The sequence below is a fragment of the Bacillus sp. FSL E2-0195 genome (assembly GCF_038003645.1).
GTDB classification, from domain to species: domain Bacteria; phylum Bacillota; class Bacilli; order Bacillales; family Bacillaceae_G; genus Bacillus_A; species Bacillus_A mycoides.
The window spans coordinates 1,713,269-1,730,100 of sequence record NZ_JBBOPN010000001.1 but is presented as its reverse complement, the minus strand read 5'-3'; the positions used below and the strand labels follow the sequence as shown (position 1 = coordinate 1,730,100).

15 protein-coding genes, 2 pseudogenes, 1 riboswitch and 1 other annotated feature are annotated in these 16,832 nt (G+C 34.5%); of the genes and pseudogenes, 5 read left to right on the top strand and 12 right to left on the bottom strand.

Annotated features, from left to right (window positions below):
* Window positions 1–263: 263 nt before the first annotated feature.
* Window positions 264–572 (bottom strand): hypothetical protein, encoded by a 309-nt coding sequence (locus MHH59_RS08960; protein ID WP_016126765.1) that lies wholly within the window; start codon window positions 570–572, stop codon window positions 264–266.
* 89 nt (window positions 573–661) lie between these two features.
* On the opposite strand from MHH59_RS08960, the gene MHH59_RS08955 reads away from it, so the two are divergent.
* A complete protein-coding gene (locus MHH59_RS08955; protein ID WP_016126764.1) occupies window positions 662–1,126 on the top strand; it encodes a hypothetical protein in 465 nt (154 codons plus the stop codon).
* A 19-nt stretch (window positions 1,127–1,145) separates the two neighbouring features.
* On the opposite strand, the gene MHH59_RS08950 is transcribed toward MHH59_RS08955, so the two are convergent.
* The 4 genes from MHH59_RS08950 to MHH59_RS08935 form a co-directional block, all read right to left on the bottom strand.
* The gene (locus MHH59_RS08950; RefSeq protein WP_033730396.1) at window positions 1,146–1,424 is read right to left on the bottom strand and encodes a hypothetical protein; all 279 of its coding nucleotides are present in this window, start codon (window positions 1,422–1,424) and stop codon (window positions 1,146–1,148) included.
* A gap of 28 nt (window positions 1,425–1,452) precedes the next feature.
* Entirely contained in the window at window positions 1,453–2,715 is a 1,263-nt protein-coding gene (locus MHH59_RS08945) for an MFS transporter (protein WP_002186165.1), read from the bottom strand.
* Between the two features lie 196 nt (window positions 2,716–2,911).
* On the bottom strand, window positions 2,912–4,291 hold the full coding sequence (locus MHH59_RS08940; RefSeq protein WP_002012210.1) for an S-layer homology domain-containing protein: 1,380 nt from the start codon (window positions 4,289–4,291) through the stop codon (window positions 2,912–2,914).
* A gap of 258 nt (window positions 4,292–4,549) precedes the next feature.
* Window positions 4,550–5,794: an N-acetylmuramoyl-L-alanine amidase gene (locus MHH59_RS08935; RefSeq protein ID WP_002012211.1), complete on the bottom strand. Its 1,245-nt coding sequence runs from the start codon at window positions 5,792–5,794 to the stop codon at window positions 4,550–4,552.
* Window positions 5,795–6,119: 325 nt separating this feature from the next.
* Between MHH59_RS08935 and MHH59_RS08930 the strand changes: the two genes are divergently transcribed.
* A complete protein-coding gene (locus MHH59_RS08930; protein ID WP_002135545.1) occupies window positions 6,120–6,605 on the top strand; it encodes an 8-oxo-dGTP diphosphatase in 486 nt (161 codons plus the stop codon).
* A gap of 28 nt (window positions 6,606–6,633) precedes the next feature.
* Here the strand turns inward: MHH59_RS08930 and MHH59_RS08925 are convergent, their stop codons facing one another.
* From MHH59_RS08925 to MHH59_RS08915, 3 genes are read right to left on the bottom strand one after another with little or no spacing between them, the layout of a single operon-like run.
* A complete protein-coding gene (locus MHH59_RS08925) occupies window positions 6,634–8,259 on the bottom strand; it encodes a YndJ family protein (RefSeq protein ID WP_340851108.1) in 1,626 nt (541 codons plus the stop codon).
* Window positions 8,260–8,264: 5 nt separating this feature from the next.
* Complete coding sequence (locus tag MHH59_RS08920; RefSeq protein WP_002126740.1) at window positions 8,265–8,876, bottom strand: DUF4166 domain-containing protein; 612 nt, start codon at window positions 8,874–8,876, stop codon at window positions 8,265–8,267.
* A gap of 4 nt (window positions 8,877–8,880) precedes the next feature.
* The gene (locus MHH59_RS08915; RefSeq protein WP_002126739.1) at window positions 8,881–9,789 is read right to left on the bottom strand and encodes a DoxX-like family protein; all 909 of its coding nucleotides are present in this window, start codon (window positions 9,787–9,789) and stop codon (window positions 8,881–8,883) included.
* Window positions 9,790–9,981: 192 nt separating this feature from the next.
* A riboswitch (Lysine riboswitch) is annotated at window positions 9,982–10,168 on the top strand.
* Between the two features lie 201 nt (window positions 10,169–10,369).
* Between MHH59_RS08915 and MHH59_RS08910 the strand changes: the two genes are divergently transcribed.
* A complete protein-coding gene (locus MHH59_RS08910) occupies window positions 10,370–11,599 on the top strand; it encodes an aspartate kinase (protein ID WP_340851106.1) in 1,230 nt (409 codons plus the stop codon).
* Between the two features lie 356 nt (window positions 11,600–11,955).
* Window positions 11,956–12,408 carry a VOC family protein gene (locus MHH59_RS08905; RefSeq protein WP_088005235.1) on the top strand — a complete coding sequence of 151 codons (453 nt, stop codon included), beginning with the start codon at window positions 11,956–11,958 and terminating at the stop codon, window positions 12,406–12,408.
* 269 nt (window positions 12,409–12,677) lie between these two features.
* On the opposite strand, the gene MHH59_RS08900 is transcribed toward MHH59_RS08905, so the two are convergent.
* The 4 genes and pseudogenes from MHH59_RS08900 to asnA form a co-directional block, all read right to left on the bottom strand.
* Window positions 12,678–12,851 (bottom strand): hypothetical protein, encoded by a 174-nt coding sequence (locus MHH59_RS08900; protein ID WP_002012220.1) that lies wholly within the window; start codon window positions 12,849–12,851, stop codon window positions 12,678–12,680.
* A gap of 243 nt (window positions 12,852–13,094) precedes the next feature.
* Window positions 13,095–14,449, bottom strand: a pseudogene (locus MHH59_RS08895) (RNA-guided endonuclease TnpB family protein).
* A 21-nt stretch (window positions 14,450–14,470) separates the two neighbouring features.
* Window positions 14,471–14,625, bottom strand: a pseudogene (locus MHH59_RS30815) (transposase); the annotation flags it as partial.
* Between the two features lie 353 nt (window positions 14,626–14,978).
* The gene (gene asnA / locus MHH59_RS08890; RefSeq protein WP_002126735.1) at window positions 14,979–15,962 is read right to left on the bottom strand and encodes an aspartate--ammonia ligase; all 984 of its coding nucleotides are present in this window, start codon (window positions 15,960–15,962) and stop codon (window positions 14,979–14,981) included.
* Window positions 15,963–16,032: 70 nt separating this feature from the next.
* Window positions 16,033–16,292: a binding site (T-box leader), on the bottom strand.
* A 408-nt stretch (window positions 16,293–16,700) separates the two neighbouring features.
* Between asnA and MHH59_RS08885 the strand changes: the two genes are divergently transcribed.
* Window positions 16,701–16,832: a DUF3934 family protein gene (locus tag MHH59_RS08885; RefSeq protein ID WP_000047589.1), complete on the top strand. Its 132-nt coding sequence runs from the start codon at window positions 16,701–16,703 to the stop codon at window positions 16,830–16,832.

Genomic DNA, 16,832 nt, shown 5'->3' with positions numbered 1-16,832 from the left:
TTAATATCTCTTTTAACTAATACTCGTACCCCTCCACCTATATCTATCTTTTATAAGTTGGACGCTACTTTATATTAATAAATTAATCCCCCTGATATGCTTTTTCGTATCCTTTAGCAAGCATTTATTATTAATCAAAAAAACAAAATAAGGAAACTATGCCGAAAAATCTTTACACAGTTTCCTTGTTTTTTTAAATGTGCGTGTGACATACTTGGGAAGATTAATAACGAAAAGATAGGAGCTCTATCGATTCACTTATACTACAAACGAATTACAGGCGGAATATCTCCTTCTCGTAAAAAGTAAGCAAACACTGTAAATCCAATAATTAATATTGAAAATAATGTTATTATAATTCCACCTGGTAGTGTTAGAAAAATAGTATTCAAGCTACTCTTCATAGAGAAAGCAATCGAGTATATTCCTAGCAGAAGACTGATTATAGCAATAGCCACATAAACCACTACCGCATACCATGGATTGAGTTCCAATAAAACAACAGAAATAAATATATACAAAAATAACAGTTGTAGAAACATGCTGCTTCCCATACTTACTAATTCTTTCAATATACCCTCCCCTAAACTACATGGTATATTATCTTAAAAAGAGAAGATAATAACAAATAAATCCTTTAAAGAATGGGAGCTCTCTAAAGATGAAACGAAAAATATTTTCTCTCTTTGCACTAATCTGCTTAGCACTACCAATACAAGCTAGTGCATACACATTTCAATCACTACCAGTTGCGTCAAAGTCTAAACAGTGGTATATCGAAATTGACAAATCTCATAACTCAAACAAGCAAGCCGTGCAGCCAAAACAAGGTGTATATGATACGTATAGTTTACTCTTAAAAAATATTGGTAATGATGTTGCAAATGTATCGGTGGAAATACTTGATAACACACCTACATCTAAAGCTACCTTTAATCCTACTTCATCTAATAACAACGTTTCAAAAAGTCATACAAGCTTTGACTACATGGTATTCCCATTAGACTTTAATAGCCATAATTTTAAAGTTGTCATTACTTGGGAAGAAAAGAATTTCTCTTACAACGGTCATCCAGTACATGAGAGTAAAAAAATGAAGCAAACATTTGTGTTTAATGAAGAGTAAGTCCTAATTTGATTAGGGCTTACTCTTTATTTACAAAACCCGATTGAATTGCTTCTGTCACTTCTTTTGCAATATGTATTTTTGTAGCGTCTACACAGATTTTTTTGTCCCAAACATGTATGGAAGGCTCTTCATTAGACAAATGCTTAATTAAGATGAGTCGATTATATGTCATTTTATTTTCTATAGGAGTAGCAATATACACCGTGAAATTCCTTGCTTCAAATACCTTTTCTCCCAAAACGTATTTACATCCCAACTCATGTACTACTAAATCATGTAGGTTTTCTATAGTCATATACCATCCCCCCTTTTTGCCTACATAATCAATCGAACCGCCGAATACTTGGTACAGACAATGCCATTCCAATTGTTATGAGTACTAAAATAGCTAGCATTATAATTGTTATCTTTCCACCTATTACAGTAGCTAACCAGCCTACCACCACATACCCTAATGGTAATAAAGCAAATGAGCCTAACATATCAAGACTTGCCACTCTTCCAAAAGCTTCTTCTGGTACAAGCTCTTGTAAACTTGTTTCCCAAATAAGCCCAAATATCATAATACCGAATCCTTCAATTGCCATTAATCCAATTAAGGCCGGTGCCCAAGAAACGAAAGGCATAATTAATAACGCCATTCCACTAATTAAAACACCACCATACGCAAGTAATCCTCTCTTATGCCACCGCTGCCTCCCACCAAAAATTAGTGCTGCAATTACAGCTCCAGCACCAGAAGCAGCCATACCTAAGCCATACACGTAAGCTTCAAAATGATGATGAACATTAAACAACCATGGAATTAATACAACGATTACGCCAGCATAACAAATATTAACGAAAGAAAAGACTAGAATGGTAATCCACAACCATGGATGACTCTTTAGAACAAGAATCCCTTCCATAAAATCTTTTTTGTAATTGATTTTATTTCTTTCAAATTTCTGTACTTTATTAAACTTTAGTTCTCTTAAAAATAATAAACATAAAAATGATAGCAAATATGTTACTGCATCCAAACCAAATCCTATTCCGGCGGATGCAACTGAAACGATCAATCCTCCAAGAGCCGGTCCAATTAGTCGTATTCCTTGATTACTCATTTGCGTTAATGCATTAGCTGCATTTCGAATTTCCGGTACAAATACTTTTGCTCTTACAGCTGAATACGCCGGCTGAAATATCCCTTCCATAAGTCCATATAACGCTACGAGTACATATAGAAGTGGAATTGTTAAAACGTCCATAAATATAAGTGTTGCAAATAAGAGCATTAATATGCAGCGGATTATATCTGTAAATAACATCAATTTCACCCGGTCAATTCGATCCACGACTAATCCAGCAAACGGTAACGCAAGAATATTAGGAAGCATGTACATTGCCATAGTCATTCCCATTACAACTGTTGAACCAGTTAATGAATATACAACGACTGGCAGAATAACCATCGTTATCGAACTACCTAAAGTCGATAGTAATTGTCCAATCCATAAAAACTTGAAGTGTGGTGACACTTTAACTGGCAATAATAATTTACCGACATAACCTAAATTTTTCTCTGTTGGTATTTCTCCTTGCATATCTCTCTCCTCTTTTCAAATTAAGTTAATACCTAAGATTAAACACAGAAAATTCAATCTTTATTACCTTTAATTATATATGAACTGTTAAATTATTGGTAAAAATATAAAAAAGAAAATCATAATGAATCTACAAATATTACGTGTTGAATATAAATAAAAAAGGTGTTTTCATATATGAAAACACCTTTCCACTTTATAATTTTAAGTTCTTCTTCAATGTCCAATATTTTTCTGGAGCATTTTCAAGTGAGAATTCTACCCAGCCATTTGGATCTTCACGATATACGTTTACTTTTGTACCATTTTCTAGTTTTCCAACTTCATTTTGTGTAACGTTTGGTACACTCTTAATTGGGTTGTTAAACGGGAATGGAACTTGATAGTAAGATCCTACCGACTGAACAGTAGTTTTTGCGTCTTTTGCATAATCTTTATATGGAATTGTTTCGCCTAATGCATCTACATTTAATGTATTAGGGTTTTTCGGTAATCGTTTTACATTTTGATAATCTTTGTTATTGAAAGGCTTAATACGCTCCATAATATTAGCAATTTTGCCAGCCCATTCTTTATCAGTTGAATACATTACATTCATCGCAGGTAATGTGTAACCTTTGAAATACTTAGCACCTTGTTCTAAGTAATTCTTTCTCACATAATCAGCATTGTATGAAATACTTAATCCATAAGATGGTAAATATTTTGCATGTGCGAATGGGTCCCAATCATACGCTCGTAGTCCAAATAAATTATGTTTGCGATATGCAATTTCTGATTTCCCGTATCCAGACTCTAAGATTGCATGTGCTGCTAAATATAAAGAGTTCACGCCATACTCGTTTTGCGCTTTAATAAAGTCTTGTCCAACTCCAACAAGCGGACTATCGGGATGATATCTTTTAATATAATTATCAATCTCTTGAGCTGTTACATTAGAAGGTAATGTTACATCTAAATCGATATATGATGCCATGGCATTAAATAAAAATTGTGCATATTCTTCACGTGTTAAAACACTAGTTGGATTAAATGCACCTGCTCCATTACCTGCAGCAACGCCGTTAGACTCTAATGCACTAATCGCATCATTTGCCCAATGATCTTTCGGAACATCATTAAATGTATGCTTAGCTTTTACTTTTAGTTTAAAGGCTTTCTGTAAAATTACAGCCATTTCAGCACGAGTTAAAGATTCTTTCGGTCTAAATGTTCCTTTACCATCACCTACGAAAATCCCCATATCTGTTAAAGCTAAAATTTCTTTTTGGAACATTGTCGTTCCTTCGCTAATATCAGAGTATGGATTTTTATATTCGCTTTTTGCTTCTAGTTTTAATGCACGATATATTAATGCGGCTACTTGCTCACGATTTACAACATCTCCGAATCCAAACTTACCATTATCATATCCTGCAATAATTTCTTTTGACGTTAAATTAGTAATTGCTTTATACGACCAATGATCTTTCGGAACGTCTGGAAATTCCTTTTCAGCTGCAAATGAAGTTGCCGGAGCCATCACTACTTGAAGTGCGACTGTCACTGCTAACACATTAGAAATAACTTTTTTCATATTTTTTTAACACGTTATGTATATGCTTGTCCCGTGTTAACTTGCCTCCCTTTTCAATAAAATTTTCCCTATTAAACTAACAAACTCTTAATTAGTCAACAGTAAAAGTATACGTGATACAAATAAACTAATCTACCATTATTTTATTTATAATCAGCATAATACGATATATCTTTTTATTTTGATACAAAATTATATAAACTCATATAAAAAGTCCATCATCTCTATATAGATGATGGACTTAACAATTAATATTTTTTATTTAGCTAAACGATATTTTGAAACATCGAAACCTTTCCACTCATAATAATCTAAAATCCCAGCATAAACTGCCTCTGCAGCAATTTGTCTTCCTGATTCAGTAGCTAATTTGCCATTATCTATATTATTATCAATAAAGGCAAGCTCTGTTAAAACTGCTGGTACTGTATTTTTATTTACTACATAAAACGAATGATCATCTTTTATATCTCTATCTCTTGTATGTAGTGCCTCTACTACTCGCTTTTGAATTTTTTTCGCTAATACTTCGCTATCCTTTTCAATCTGTGTCTCTTCTCCACGCTTGGATTTTTTATAATAATATGTTTCCGTTCCATAACCATCATGATTTTGAGAAGAGTTTGCATGAATGCTTACAAATATATCTGCATTGTTCTCTTGACCAAATTTCACTCGATTCACAAGAGACTCATTCTTGTTACTTCCTGGATTTCCGTTCTCTTCACGTGTTAACAAAGCTTTTAAAGGTGTATTTTTTTCTAACAATTGCTGTAATCTTAAAGATATATCAAATACAATTTCACTTTCCTCTACACCTTGCCCTGGATTCCCTGGATCAAATCCTCCATGACCAGGATCAATAATAACTACCTTTTCTACTAAAGGGTTACCTATTTTAAGAGAATCTGCCTTTTTAATAAATTGAGCTGCCTCTGCTTTAGTTAGAATTTTTTCAGGCTCCCATTTATCACCAGTACCAACAGAAATCCCTAATTCAACTAGAATGTTAGCTTTTGCTTTCCCCCAGCTTTTTTCTAAATCACTGAATTTAGTTGCTGGAGTACCATTTACTTTAGAATCTAATTTGTAAGCTTCTACAATAAGAGAGGCCATTGAAACCCGGTCAATTTTCCCAGTTGGATCAAATACGCCTGGGCCTTTCCCTTTAACAACACCAGCTTTTTCTACAGCTGCGATGTATGGGGTATACCATCCGTTTTGAGAGTCACCGAAAGATGGTTTAGCATCTTTATCGAATGGTAAGTTTAAGATTTTAGCCATCATTGTAGCTGCTTCTGCACGAGTGATCTCTTTTCCAGGCTCGAACATTCCTTTCTCGTTACCTGTAACTGCGCCTTTTTCTGCTAAGTAGTTAATAGAATCTTCTGCCCAGTGCCCTGCTTGGACATCTGGAAACGTTTTTATTTGTGCGAAACTACTAGATGAATAAGATAATATACTAGCTGCGATTACTGCTGCTGCGATTATTCTATTTTTCATAGAATATATTCCCCTCTCAAGTACAATGTTTTTATATAACAGACTAATTATAGTTCTGAAAATTAGTAATAGTCAATTGCATTTTGTATAATTTTGTCTTATTATTGTATTTTTTGGAACAAATAACTATAGTTAAACTATAAGAGACTCATTTCATCCCGCATTAACGGGCAGTAAGACCCCCACCTCAAAATTCAGCGAAAGCAAAGAAGTTAGGTGGGTGATCAACTGCCCGTAAAAGCCCGATTGGTGAGGGCTAATAATCAGTGGGAGATGAAGAACCCCCCACTGATTAAAGTTTCACTTTATAAGAGGAGAGATTCGTATGAGCACGAATTGGAAAAGCGTCGAACACCGCATTTATACAATGTGTATGATTCAACATAATAACGAAGTATTACTAATACAACGGCCGGATCATCTAGGCTTCCCTGGTTACATCGCTCCTGGCGGTAAAGTAGATTTTCCAGAAAGTATCGTTCAAGCTGCTAAACGAGAAGTAAAAGAAGAAACTGGATTACTTGTTTCAAATTTAACTTTTAAGGGATTAGATGAATACGTAAATCCGAAAGAAAATGTTCGATATATGGTATTTAACTATTGGACAGATTCATTTGAAGGTGAACTTCTTTTGAATCCTCCTGAAGGCGAATTATTATGGGTGCCAATTGATACAGCACTCAATCTTCCTATGCAAGATTGGTTTAAAGAGAGATTCCCATTATTTTTTGAAAAAGGTACGTTTGAAATTCAGCGTGTTTGGGACCAAGACTTGGATAAACAAGTTGCTATGACAATTACCCATACGTAAAAAAGCTTGGAATCTCTCCAAGCCTTTCTTACTTTCCCTCTATTTTCTTAATCTCATAATCAATTTCTAAAAAATTAACTCCAAATATCCACATTCTATGATTAGCTTCTAATATTTGATCCTTTCTCTCTTTAATAATAAAAGTCTCTGCTAATGGTAAGCGTATTGTAAAGAAGCGGGTATGTAAGTATATCCCTTCATCTCCCTTACGACGCTCTCTTAGCTTACTTGTAATCATTAACTGGTTCGTATCATTGTACAACTTCAAAATACCAGTCATATTCGAATATGGTAAAGGCAATGCGATATTCATATATGTCTCGTTCTTGTATGCATGCTTTGAATAGAGGGCTACAAAAACAGACTCTCCTGCTTCATTTTTTCTTAGCCAAGCCCTTACATTCTCTCTTCCATCCTTCTCATCTATTATCCCAATGATAGAGCCATGCATCGTTTCCCACTTGCCGCCCATTCCTAAATGTATTTGTCCTACACGCTTACTCATTTTCTCATAACAAAATGCAACCGGGCGGAACCAACGAGTCCATTTAATATGCGATTGTAACTCATACTCTTTTGTATTTTCATAAAAACGAATAATACTTAAAGGAATCTTCGTCATGTCAAATGCCTCACTATGAAAATCATTCATTTTATCAACTAAACCTTTGTATTCCTTGCTATCTATTAAATTTCTGTTATGTAAAAATGCTTCACCAACTGTCGCATTTCCTCTTAACCTGCTCATTGTTTTCCCGTAATATTTATAATTCGGAGTACTCTTTTCAATCATCCAACCAAGAAAAGCTGGTAACGCTACTCCAATTCCATTTACAACACCGTGAATCCAGACCATTTGTGCAATTGTAATCGTCATTACTTGTTTGAAATTTCCGTATGAATATATGAGTGAAAACATTATTGTTACCATAAGTGTACTGGATGAAAGAGTAAGGAGAATCTTTGCACTTATAGCATTGAATTTCGTTCTCCATACGTAAATCCCATATCCATAAATGGCACATAAATATATGAACACTGCAAAAAATTCAAATACCCTCGAATACGTAATTCCTATTGCAACTGTCATTGGAGAAATGACGATGATAAACATAATAGAGTCATATAACTTACTTCCCCGTTCTCTTTTTCTTCCAAGTAAACCAGCTGATAACGGCAATAAAAATGCCGAATAATGAAAGTGTGCCGCTGTAAGTAAAACAATGTCAGAACTAAAGTGCATAATTGAAACCTTTGCTACTGAAGCAAAAAACCAAAAACCACCTAAAAACAAATAAATAAACGCACTATCGATAGCCGTCTCTTCTATCGGTTTCCATCCTCTTTCTAACAATCTACTTACACCAAATAACGCAACGATTCCTGTATATGCAAACCAAAGTAGCGCAAAGAAATAGTGATTTGTTACGAAAGCTAGCATTGCACTGATTGCTGCGATTGGATATAAAAACGATACAAATTTATAAAATAATACATACGATCCATTTCTTTTTTTCTTGTCAATAATACATAAAGACATCGGTATAAATAACAAAATAGATAATAAAATAATTGCTTCAACTGGGTTTACATTTGACCACTCATATATTAGAAAAATAATATAGCAAGCAAGCCCAAATAGTATATTTTTCATATCGTTTATTCCCTTTCCACAAATGTTCCCTTATATGAAAATAACGAACCAATTAACGGATTCCGTACTTGCACATGAATTCGAAAACATTGCAGTGCATCATCATAACTTTCAACAATTTTTGCCTCTCCGTATAAAAATCTAGGTAACGGTATTTTTCTTCCAAACATAAAAAACCATTGTTTCTTTGAAGAAATATGCATCCCGCCTTTTTCATCAATATAAAAATTCAATGTAGAAACGAGTAAATGTGGCTCACCAAAATAATCTACAATTTCATTATTCTCTTCGTCCAACTGCATAACAGCGTTAAAATATCTTTTCTTATTATGAAAATAAAAAGTACGATTCCACCGTACAAACTCATTTCCATGTTCATCTCGCTCAGCGGTATTATGTATCACAAACGGAACTTTTTGCCCTCGCTCAGAGAAAAACATTCGAAACTTCGATGTAATTTTTAATATTAATTTAACGAAAAAAGATCCTCCATAAATTTCATCCATTTCCCCTTCCCCAATAAAGCTATTTTCCTTTGTTATCGCATATCGTTCCTGCAATTTTGGATGAAGCCTTTTATAAGAATCCCCTAATAATCTTTCATAAATATTAACCATATACTTATCCCTTTCTCGTCCTCTTGCAATTTTTTGCGCTTGGCAAATTAGTGCTATTTATATAACCGACAATCGATAACCCTATTAGAAGAAAATTTAATGTAATCGGATTAAACGGTTGCGTAAAACTAGCGATATTCGTCGATCCTGCCGCTAATGTTAAAACTATCAACAATATAATATGCAATATAAATAGTTTTCGCTTTTGAAGTGGTAATAGCCACATAACACCCCATATTATTTCTAAAAATCCAACTATTTTAAGTATAAAAATACTACTTTCATTCGATCCGATTAGTGCAGAAAGCATCTTTACTTCTTCTGAATGAGTAAACATCAATTTCGGTACAATCCCTTGATATAACCATACGAAAGCAAATAAAAAGCAAACTAGCCAATACGTCATCGTTCTTCTAATTAGCAACTTAGGATGAAGTCCCTTTTCTAACCATAATTTTAAAGCATCAAAACTCCATGCTGTCGCCCAACCTAATAGTGGACGAAAAACATATAAATCTATCACATTTCCTATACGACCAAATCTCGTATCATAATCATATTGCGTTTCAAAATGAATATGTTCTTCATTCGGTGTATACTTCCAATAACCACGCCCTATTTGTATAAGTGATAATTGATTGTCTGTCCAAAATTTTAAAGAGGAAATGCGTTCTCCAGTTTCTTTTCTTATTTCACCTATCGATTCCCCTTCTCCGGCTATTTCAAGTCCAAATCCGATCTTTGTTTTATATAAAAACTTCTGTGGTTCTCCCTCTTTTTTTTCTAAATACGAAATCTCAGTAAAACGAGCATCCCACTCTGTATGTATATCAGGCTCTTGTGTATATGCCCATAGTTTCTCCATTGTTGTGTTCATTTCTGTGGCTACATAAATAGGCTTTTTCTTCCCCATCCTTCCACCTCCCATGCGCTATATTTTCAATGTACATGCAATGAATTGATTTTGCTACATTTTTCACAAACTGATTTAATAAAAAGATAGAATTTCAAAAAAATACAAAAAACACTTGATTCCCTGAAAAATTTAAATTATTATAAAACAAATGTTACCAACAACTTCATAAATCATACACTCTCGCCTAAAACGTGAGATAGAGGTTGCAACGCTTATAAGTATTCTAAAGGAGACACAGAGATGTCTATGATTTTAGAGGAAAGGAAGTGTTGCCGAAATTGATAAATTTCTCTGCATTTATCAATTGGGGCTGTTTTCGAATAGAAACAGAACTGTCATATGTACAGACGTGTACGTATGAAGAGCTATCTACAAAAAAGAGATATCATTTTTATGATATTCCTTTTTTGGCGGTTTTTTTATTAGCTCCGTTTTCTGTTTCCCTTTTCCTGTAACAGCACCATCCTCACTTATTTGAGATGGTGTTTTTTGTTTTTCTCTCTGGTAACTACAGGAATATTGGGATTTGTATATGTCCTAACCTATTCTTAAAAATGGACGAAAGAAGGAATTCGTAATGGAAACGATTGTACAAAAATTTGGCGGTACTTCTGTCGGAAGCGTCGAACGCATTCAACATGTAGCAAATTTAATTATTGAAGAATATGAACGAGGACATAGTATTGTCTCTGTCGTTTCAGCAATGGGAAAAAGTACGGATAAACTTGTAGCACTTGCTAACGCTATTACTGAAAATCCAAGTAAACGTGAAATGGATATGCTCCTATCTACAGGAGAACAAGTAACCATTTCATTATTAACAATGGCACTACAAACAAAAGGTTATAACGCAATTTCATTAACAGGATGGCAAGCTGGTATTACGACAGAATCTGTACATAGTAGTGCACGGATTACTGACATTAACACTACTCGTATTCAGTCTCACCTTACTGAAGGCATGATTGTTATAGTAGCTGGTTTCCAAGGAATAAGTGAAGAAAATGAAATTACCACACTTGGTCGCGGTGGCTCCGATACGACTGCTGTCGCATTAGCTGCTGCACTAAAAGCAAAAAAATGTGATATTTATACGGATGTGACCGGCGTATATACGACTGATCCACGAGTTGTACAAGATGCTTATAAATTAGATAAAATTTCTTATGACGAAATGTTAGAGCTTGCCAACCTCGGTGCTGGCGTATTACACCCACGCGCTGTTGAGTTTGCTAAAAATCATAATGTAATTTTAGAAGTTCGCTCAAGTATGGAACAAGAAAACGGAACAATTGTAAGGGGAGAATGTAACATGGAACAACAATCAATCGTTAAAGGTATTGCATTTGAGGATAATATTACACGTGTCACAATTAAAGGATTAGAACAAGGTGCACTTTCAACAGTTTTCTCTACATTAGCAGCAGCACATATTAATGTAGATATTATTATTCAAAGTATTACAAATGAAGGAACTGTTCACCTCTCCTTCTCGATCCATTCTAATGATTTAAGAGAAACATTAGAAGTATTGGAACAAAATCAAGAAGCACTTCACTATGAATCTGTAGAACATGAAAATCATTTAGCAAAAGTATCAATTGTAGGATCTGGTATGGTATCTAACCCAGGAGTTGCTGCGAATATGTTCACTACTTTAAAAGAAGAAGATATTCATATTAAAATGGTAAGTACATCAGAAATTAAAGTATCTGTCGTTATTGACCGTCTTCATTTAGTAACGGGTGTTGAAGCACTTCATCAATCATTTATGGCGAAAATTGAGCCTTTAGTGCAAATGAGCTAATTTCCGCCGGTAAAACTTACAATAAATTATATTAATCTATTTCCTTCCTATATAAATAGAAATAGGGTGGGAATATTTTGCGGGGAAGTCGAAGTTCTTTTATCAAATAGCAACTACAGTATCAAATTCTTGAAACTACTTGAAATGATAGTATTCACGAAATAAAGTTCGCGTATATTTCAATAGTAGAAAGTTTACGAAGTGTTTTTTGTTAATAAGTTGTTATATGACATACCCGAAAACACCTTGTCACATTTTCCTACACTGTGACAAGGTGTTTTTTGTTTAGAAGAGATTCTAGTATAATTATGAGGATAATTATATAATAAATTTATACATATAAGGAGATAAAGACAATGACAAAAAACAAATTACTAAGAATGGACAATATCAGCATCGTTGTAAAATCTCTTGATAACGCAATCTCTTTCTTCGAGGAGATTGGCTTGAATCTCGAAGGGCGAGCTACTGTTGAAGGTGAATGGGCTGGTCGCGTAACTGGACTCGGTTCTCAGTGCGTAGAGATTGCTATGATGGTTACGCCAGATGGTCACAGCCGAATTGAACTTTCGCGATTTCTCACCCCACCTACTATAGCAGATCACCGGACAGCTCCTGTAAACGCCCTCGGTTATCTGCGCGTCATGTTCACCGTCGAGGACATTGACGAAATGGTATCCAGACTTACTAAGCATGGTGCTCAGCTCGTTGGAGAAGTAGTTCAGTATGAGAACTCGTATCGACTCTGCTACATTCGTGGAACCGAAGGAATTCTAATCGGTTTGGCGGAAGAAATCGGTAACAAATAATTAAGTAATTTTTTATAAAAAGTTATTGGCTTTGCCAAACAGAATTTCATTATCAATTAAACCATATTTTTAACCACGTCCTAACTTTAGAACGTGGTTATGCTTGTTTGAGCTTTTAAAAATGTATTTTCATTTTACACATAGATTTCAAGACTCTATCCAAATCGTTCTTTAACATATTATCAACATCCCAAAATCATTATAAAATAATTTAATTATTCATTTTATCCTTTCCTAGGAAATATAACTGACTCTTCTCATTTTATATCTTATCGCTCTTTCCCATGAAAAAACGCTCTATATTCATTCAAAATAACTTTCTTCACATCCGAGTAAAATACCATCATGAATAGCGCAACTCCTAATACAACCACCTGTATTTTTTCATAATCAATGAATGCAATTATAATTAGCAAACCAAATCCAATGTCAACTACCCCCACTGAGTTAGAACTCTAGGTCTTTTCGTCTATCGCTAGATAGTTTGACGCTCTAGAATTCATGCCACCTTACAGTAACACCCCAAGTATCTTTTTGGTTGGTACTAGAAACGAACAATCGTTTCTAGTACCAACCTTTCGAAAAAGAGCAATTCTTCCTTGTGGAAGAAGCCACCACTCAGATGACTCCGGCGTGTGCTACAAGCCCCCGACAAGTCGAGTACACATGGATGGTTGACGCACCCACTAAGCTATGCACGAAGCAACAGCCTTACGTTTTTGCACTTCTAATAGAATCGGCGTTTTCACTTTGAGATTGTCATCCAATTCTACAACTCTCGATTTTTCCAATGTATTCAATGCACCATTAATATCAGCATGAATACATTTCCCTGCTTTACTTTGGTACAGACCACGAGTGATCCGTTTGCCACTAAAGCGATAATGCGTCCTATCATCCTTATCCCAAACTGGAACCCTATCTTTATCAAGAAAACTAGCTTTTGAAGTATAGCTTTCTTCTTGTTTTAAAAATCGGATGCCTTCTTTTATACATTTATTCTCAATTGCTGCAATCAGTTTATGAAATGGGATTTGAACAAATTTTTGATTATTCTTTTTTCCCATATCAGATTTTTGTTTCCAACCAGCGTTATACCCTACGACAACAGTATCTATGTTGAATGCTTTCACTTTTTCGAACAATAAGCCTACAGTTTGTGAAATGTAACCATTTATTTGTCTTTCCCGTTTATGCCAAAGTGCAGCCATTTTGTTCGTTACAACTCGTTTAGAAAGTCCATTTTCCATGTTTTTCAGTTGTAGATTACGTATCATTTTATTGAAGTACTGGTTAATGGATTTTAATTTTTTTCCATCAATTAAAAATGCATCACCTGTATTTGTTACGCAACTTAATAATCTGTCTACACCTAAATCGCAACTCAAAGCTTTACTAATAGTCGTGGGTTGTTTCTTCATTTGAGAAACGTGCATTTCATATGTGTAATGCACCTCAAAGAACCGACCTTTTTGCTTCGGTACAATCTCAATGTAGGAGATTTTTTTATTTCTTAAGTTTTTAGGCATACGTATTTTAATGGAACCGAATTTTTTTCTGAATGCAACATTCATCGGAATCATCCAATACCCGTTATTATCAACTTTTGGAATTTGATAGATTTCAATGATTCGTTTTTCAGTGGAACGGGAATAATTCGGAAACTTAGGACGACCTGTGAAGGTTTCAGGTTTTTTCTTCCACTGTTCCATTGCTTTAAAAAAGCTCTTCACTTCTGTAAATAAGGCTCTACGAATCGCTTGAACAGAGTTTGATTGAATACCCCAGTAGTTCATATCGGTTTGCATGGCAGTGTCCACTTCTTTTACAGTAGCCATCTTGTTATTATTCAAATAACTTTGTTTAATCGTGTACAATCCAACATTTCGTAATACTTTAGAACTATGTGACATGCGTTGCAGTAAGCGAAATTCTTTAGCTGTGAGACAAGCTCGTCCGATATTCTGTTTCTGCGTGAATCGTTGCATGTTTTCTCTTTTTTTTGTTTACGTAATACTTTCACTGCTCTCTTTTTAGTCATTGTTTTCACTACCTTTCTCAGAGAGTTCATTAAAATTATTTCTTTCCTAAGATAATGTTTTATCTTAGGAAATCTCGTTTCACGAAACGAGAACTAACACTTTTGTAACTGTTAATTACTTTTGACAAATCAATATTTGGAACTAAACGGAACTAAATGTGAACATGGTCTTCATCTTAATTCCTTTTTGCTCAAGTAACCGAATGATTATTATCCAATTTCGTTGTCTTACGATATATTCCCTCCTTATCTACTACAGATTATATCGTAAGACAAAAAGAAACGAATGTTCCCCATCAAAAAATTGTTATGAACGAAACAAAAGAGTTCAGCCTATTGACTGACGGCAATTCATCTCCACCTGAATTGTTGGGTTTCACCCGTAACACAAATCAGATGGAGTCTTCTTGCCGAAAAGGATAAAAGGAGACGAAAAAGAAACCATTAGTAAAACTCACTGTAAACTATTCGTTTACAAAATAAAAAAGAAAGAATAGCTCTATGTTTGAGCTATTCTCTCTCACTTCTATTAAAACAAATGAATGTTTTCTTTCTTGCAAGCTTCACGTAAATCATCAGGCCATACAGAAGATTGAACTTCACCGATATGTGCTTTACGTAAGAAGTACATACACATTCTTGATTGGCCGATACCACCACCAATTGTTAATGGTAGTACGTCTTCTAAAATACCTTTATGGAAATCATACTCACGTTTGAAGTCTTCACCAGTTTTCGTTAATTGCTCATCAAGTGCTTTACTATCAACACGAATTCCCATTGATGATAATTCGAACGAAGCTTGTAGTACTGGGTGCCAGAATAAAATGTCACCGTTTAATTTCCAATCATCATAATCGGACGCGCGTCCATCGTGCTTTTCACCTGAACGGAGTGCATCACCAATTCCAATAATAAAGACTGCACCGTGTTCTTTCGCAATTGCATGTTCACGATCTTTCGGTGTTAATTCTGGATATTTATCTTCCAGTTCTTGAGAAGTAATGAAAACAATTTCTTCTGGTAAATACTTTCCAAGGAACGGATACTTTTCAAATAAGTGATCTTCCAATTCTTTGAATATTCCATAAATTGTTTGTACTGTTTTTTGTAAGTAATCGATAGTACGCCATTCTTTTTGAACGATTTTTTCCCAATCCCATTGGTCAACATAAATGGAATGCGTTGCATCAAGTTCTTCATCACGACGAATCGCGTTCATGTTTGTATATAAACCTTCACCAGCTTCATATCCGTATTCATGTAATGCGAATCTTTTCCACTTCGCTAGTGAATGTACAATTTCTAATTCTTCTCCTGAATGTAACATATCAAATTCAATTGGACGTTCTACACCGTTTAAGTGATCGTTTAATCCTGATTTCTTCGTTACGAATAATGGTGCAGATACGCGGAATAGTTCAAGGCGCTTTGCTAATTGATCCTCGAAAAATGTTTTAACTTCCTTAATTGCGATTTGAGTCTCTCTTACTGTCATTAATGATTGATACATGGTGGTTTCCTCCTAAAATGTTTGGATGTTGTGAAAAGAAGCCAACAAAAAAAGCCCTTCTTTCCCAAAAAACTGGGACGAAAGACTTTGGTTCCGCGGTACCACCCAAATTAGCAACAGAGGTTGCTCACTTATACAGTACGGAGATTAAAAAATCTCGATACTGTTCTTCTTGTAACGGCGAAGTTCCCGGCTAAGTCTACTTTCCTATAAAGGATTTCGGTTAGCGACTCCAGGAGGTTCTTCATAATAGGCTTCGTATCAGGCTCACACCGCCCCTGACTCGCTTAAACTACATCCTACTACTACTCGTCCTTTCATAGTCGTTTTATTGTCACATCTCTGAAACATTTTATTAATGATTATTCTATACAAAAAATCGATAAAGTCAACAAAAAGTTTCAAAAAAATTTTCAATTCTTTATTTTATGCCTTTACCGATTGTTCTTAATATAACATTTTTATTTCCTTTGTCTCTTCAATCCAAAAAACATTTCACTAATTGAAACTAACATATATACAACAACTAGTGTGATTGTTCGAAATATAGAATCCGCAGTATTTCTTATTATTTTCATTTTCTTTATAATTCCTTTCAGTTTACTCGCAATTTCATGATATACTATAGCATTCAAGCAGTTTGTTTTTATTTAAAGCAAGCATAGTCATTTATCGATAGTATTTTTCTAAAACATTGGCTATTATCAAATCAGATTTTTTATATAACGGAGTGATCATATGAGTAAAACGAAAGCAAAACCGAAAAAAGGTGTAGGACAAGGTACAGGAAGTAAAGGATGGAACCGTTGGCAATCAAGTGCGAAAAAGAAAGCTGCAAAACCATACAAAAGTAAAGGTACAAAGAAATAA

What these genes read in the sequence shown, in the direction of transcription:
- MHH59_RS08955 (WP_016126764.1), top strand. Translation starts at nt 662, where the DNA reads ATGAAACGAAAAATATTTTCTCTCTTTGCACTAATCTGCTTAGCACTA.
- MHH59_RS08950 (WP_033730396.1), bottom strand. Translation starts at nt 1,424, where the DNA reads ATGACTATAGAAAACCTACATGATTTAGTAGTACATGAGTTGGGATGT.
- MHH59_RS08945 (WP_002186165.1), bottom strand. Translation starts at nt 2,715, where the DNA reads ATGCAAGGAGAAATACCAACAGAGAAAAATTTAGGTTATGTCGGTAAA.
- MHH59_RS08940 (WP_002012210.1), bottom strand. Translation starts at nt 4,291, where the DNA reads ATGAAAAAAGTTATTTCTAATGTGTTAGCAGTGACAGTCGCACTTCAA.
- MHH59_RS08935 (WP_002012211.1), bottom strand. Translation starts at nt 5,794, where the DNA reads ATGAAAAATAGAATAATCGCAGCAGCAGTAATCGCAGCTAGTATATTA.
- MHH59_RS08930 (WP_002135545.1), top strand. Translation starts at nt 6,120, where the DNA reads ATGAGCACGAATTGGAAAAGCGTCGAACACCGCATTTATACAATGTGT.
- MHH59_RS08925 (WP_340851108.1), bottom strand. Translation starts at nt 8,259, where the DNA reads ATGAAAAATATACTATTTGGGCTTGCTTGCTATATTATTTTTCTAATA.
- MHH59_RS08920 (WP_002126740.1), bottom strand. Translation starts at nt 8,876, where the DNA reads ATGGTTAATATTTATGAAAGATTATTAGGGGATTCTTATAAAAGGCTT.
- MHH59_RS08915 (WP_002126739.1), bottom strand. Translation starts at nt 9,789, where the DNA reads ATGGGGAAGAAAAAGCCTATTTATGTAGCCACAGAAATGAACACAACA.
- MHH59_RS08910 (WP_340851106.1), top strand. Translation starts at nt 10,370, where the DNA reads ATGGAAACGATTGTACAAAAATTTGGCGGTACTTCTGTCGGAAGCGTC.
- MHH59_RS08905 (WP_088005235.1), top strand. Translation starts at nt 11,956, where the DNA reads ATGACAAAAAACAAATTACTAAGAATGGACAATATCAGCATCGTTGTA.
- asnA (WP_002126735.1), bottom strand. Translation starts at nt 15,962, where the DNA reads ATGTATCAATCATTAATGACAGTAAGAGAGACTCAAATCGCAATTAAG.
- MHH59_RS08885 (WP_000047589.1), top strand. Translation starts at nt 16,701, where the DNA reads ATGAGTAAAACGAAAGCAAAACCGAAAAAAGGTGTAGGACAAGGTACA.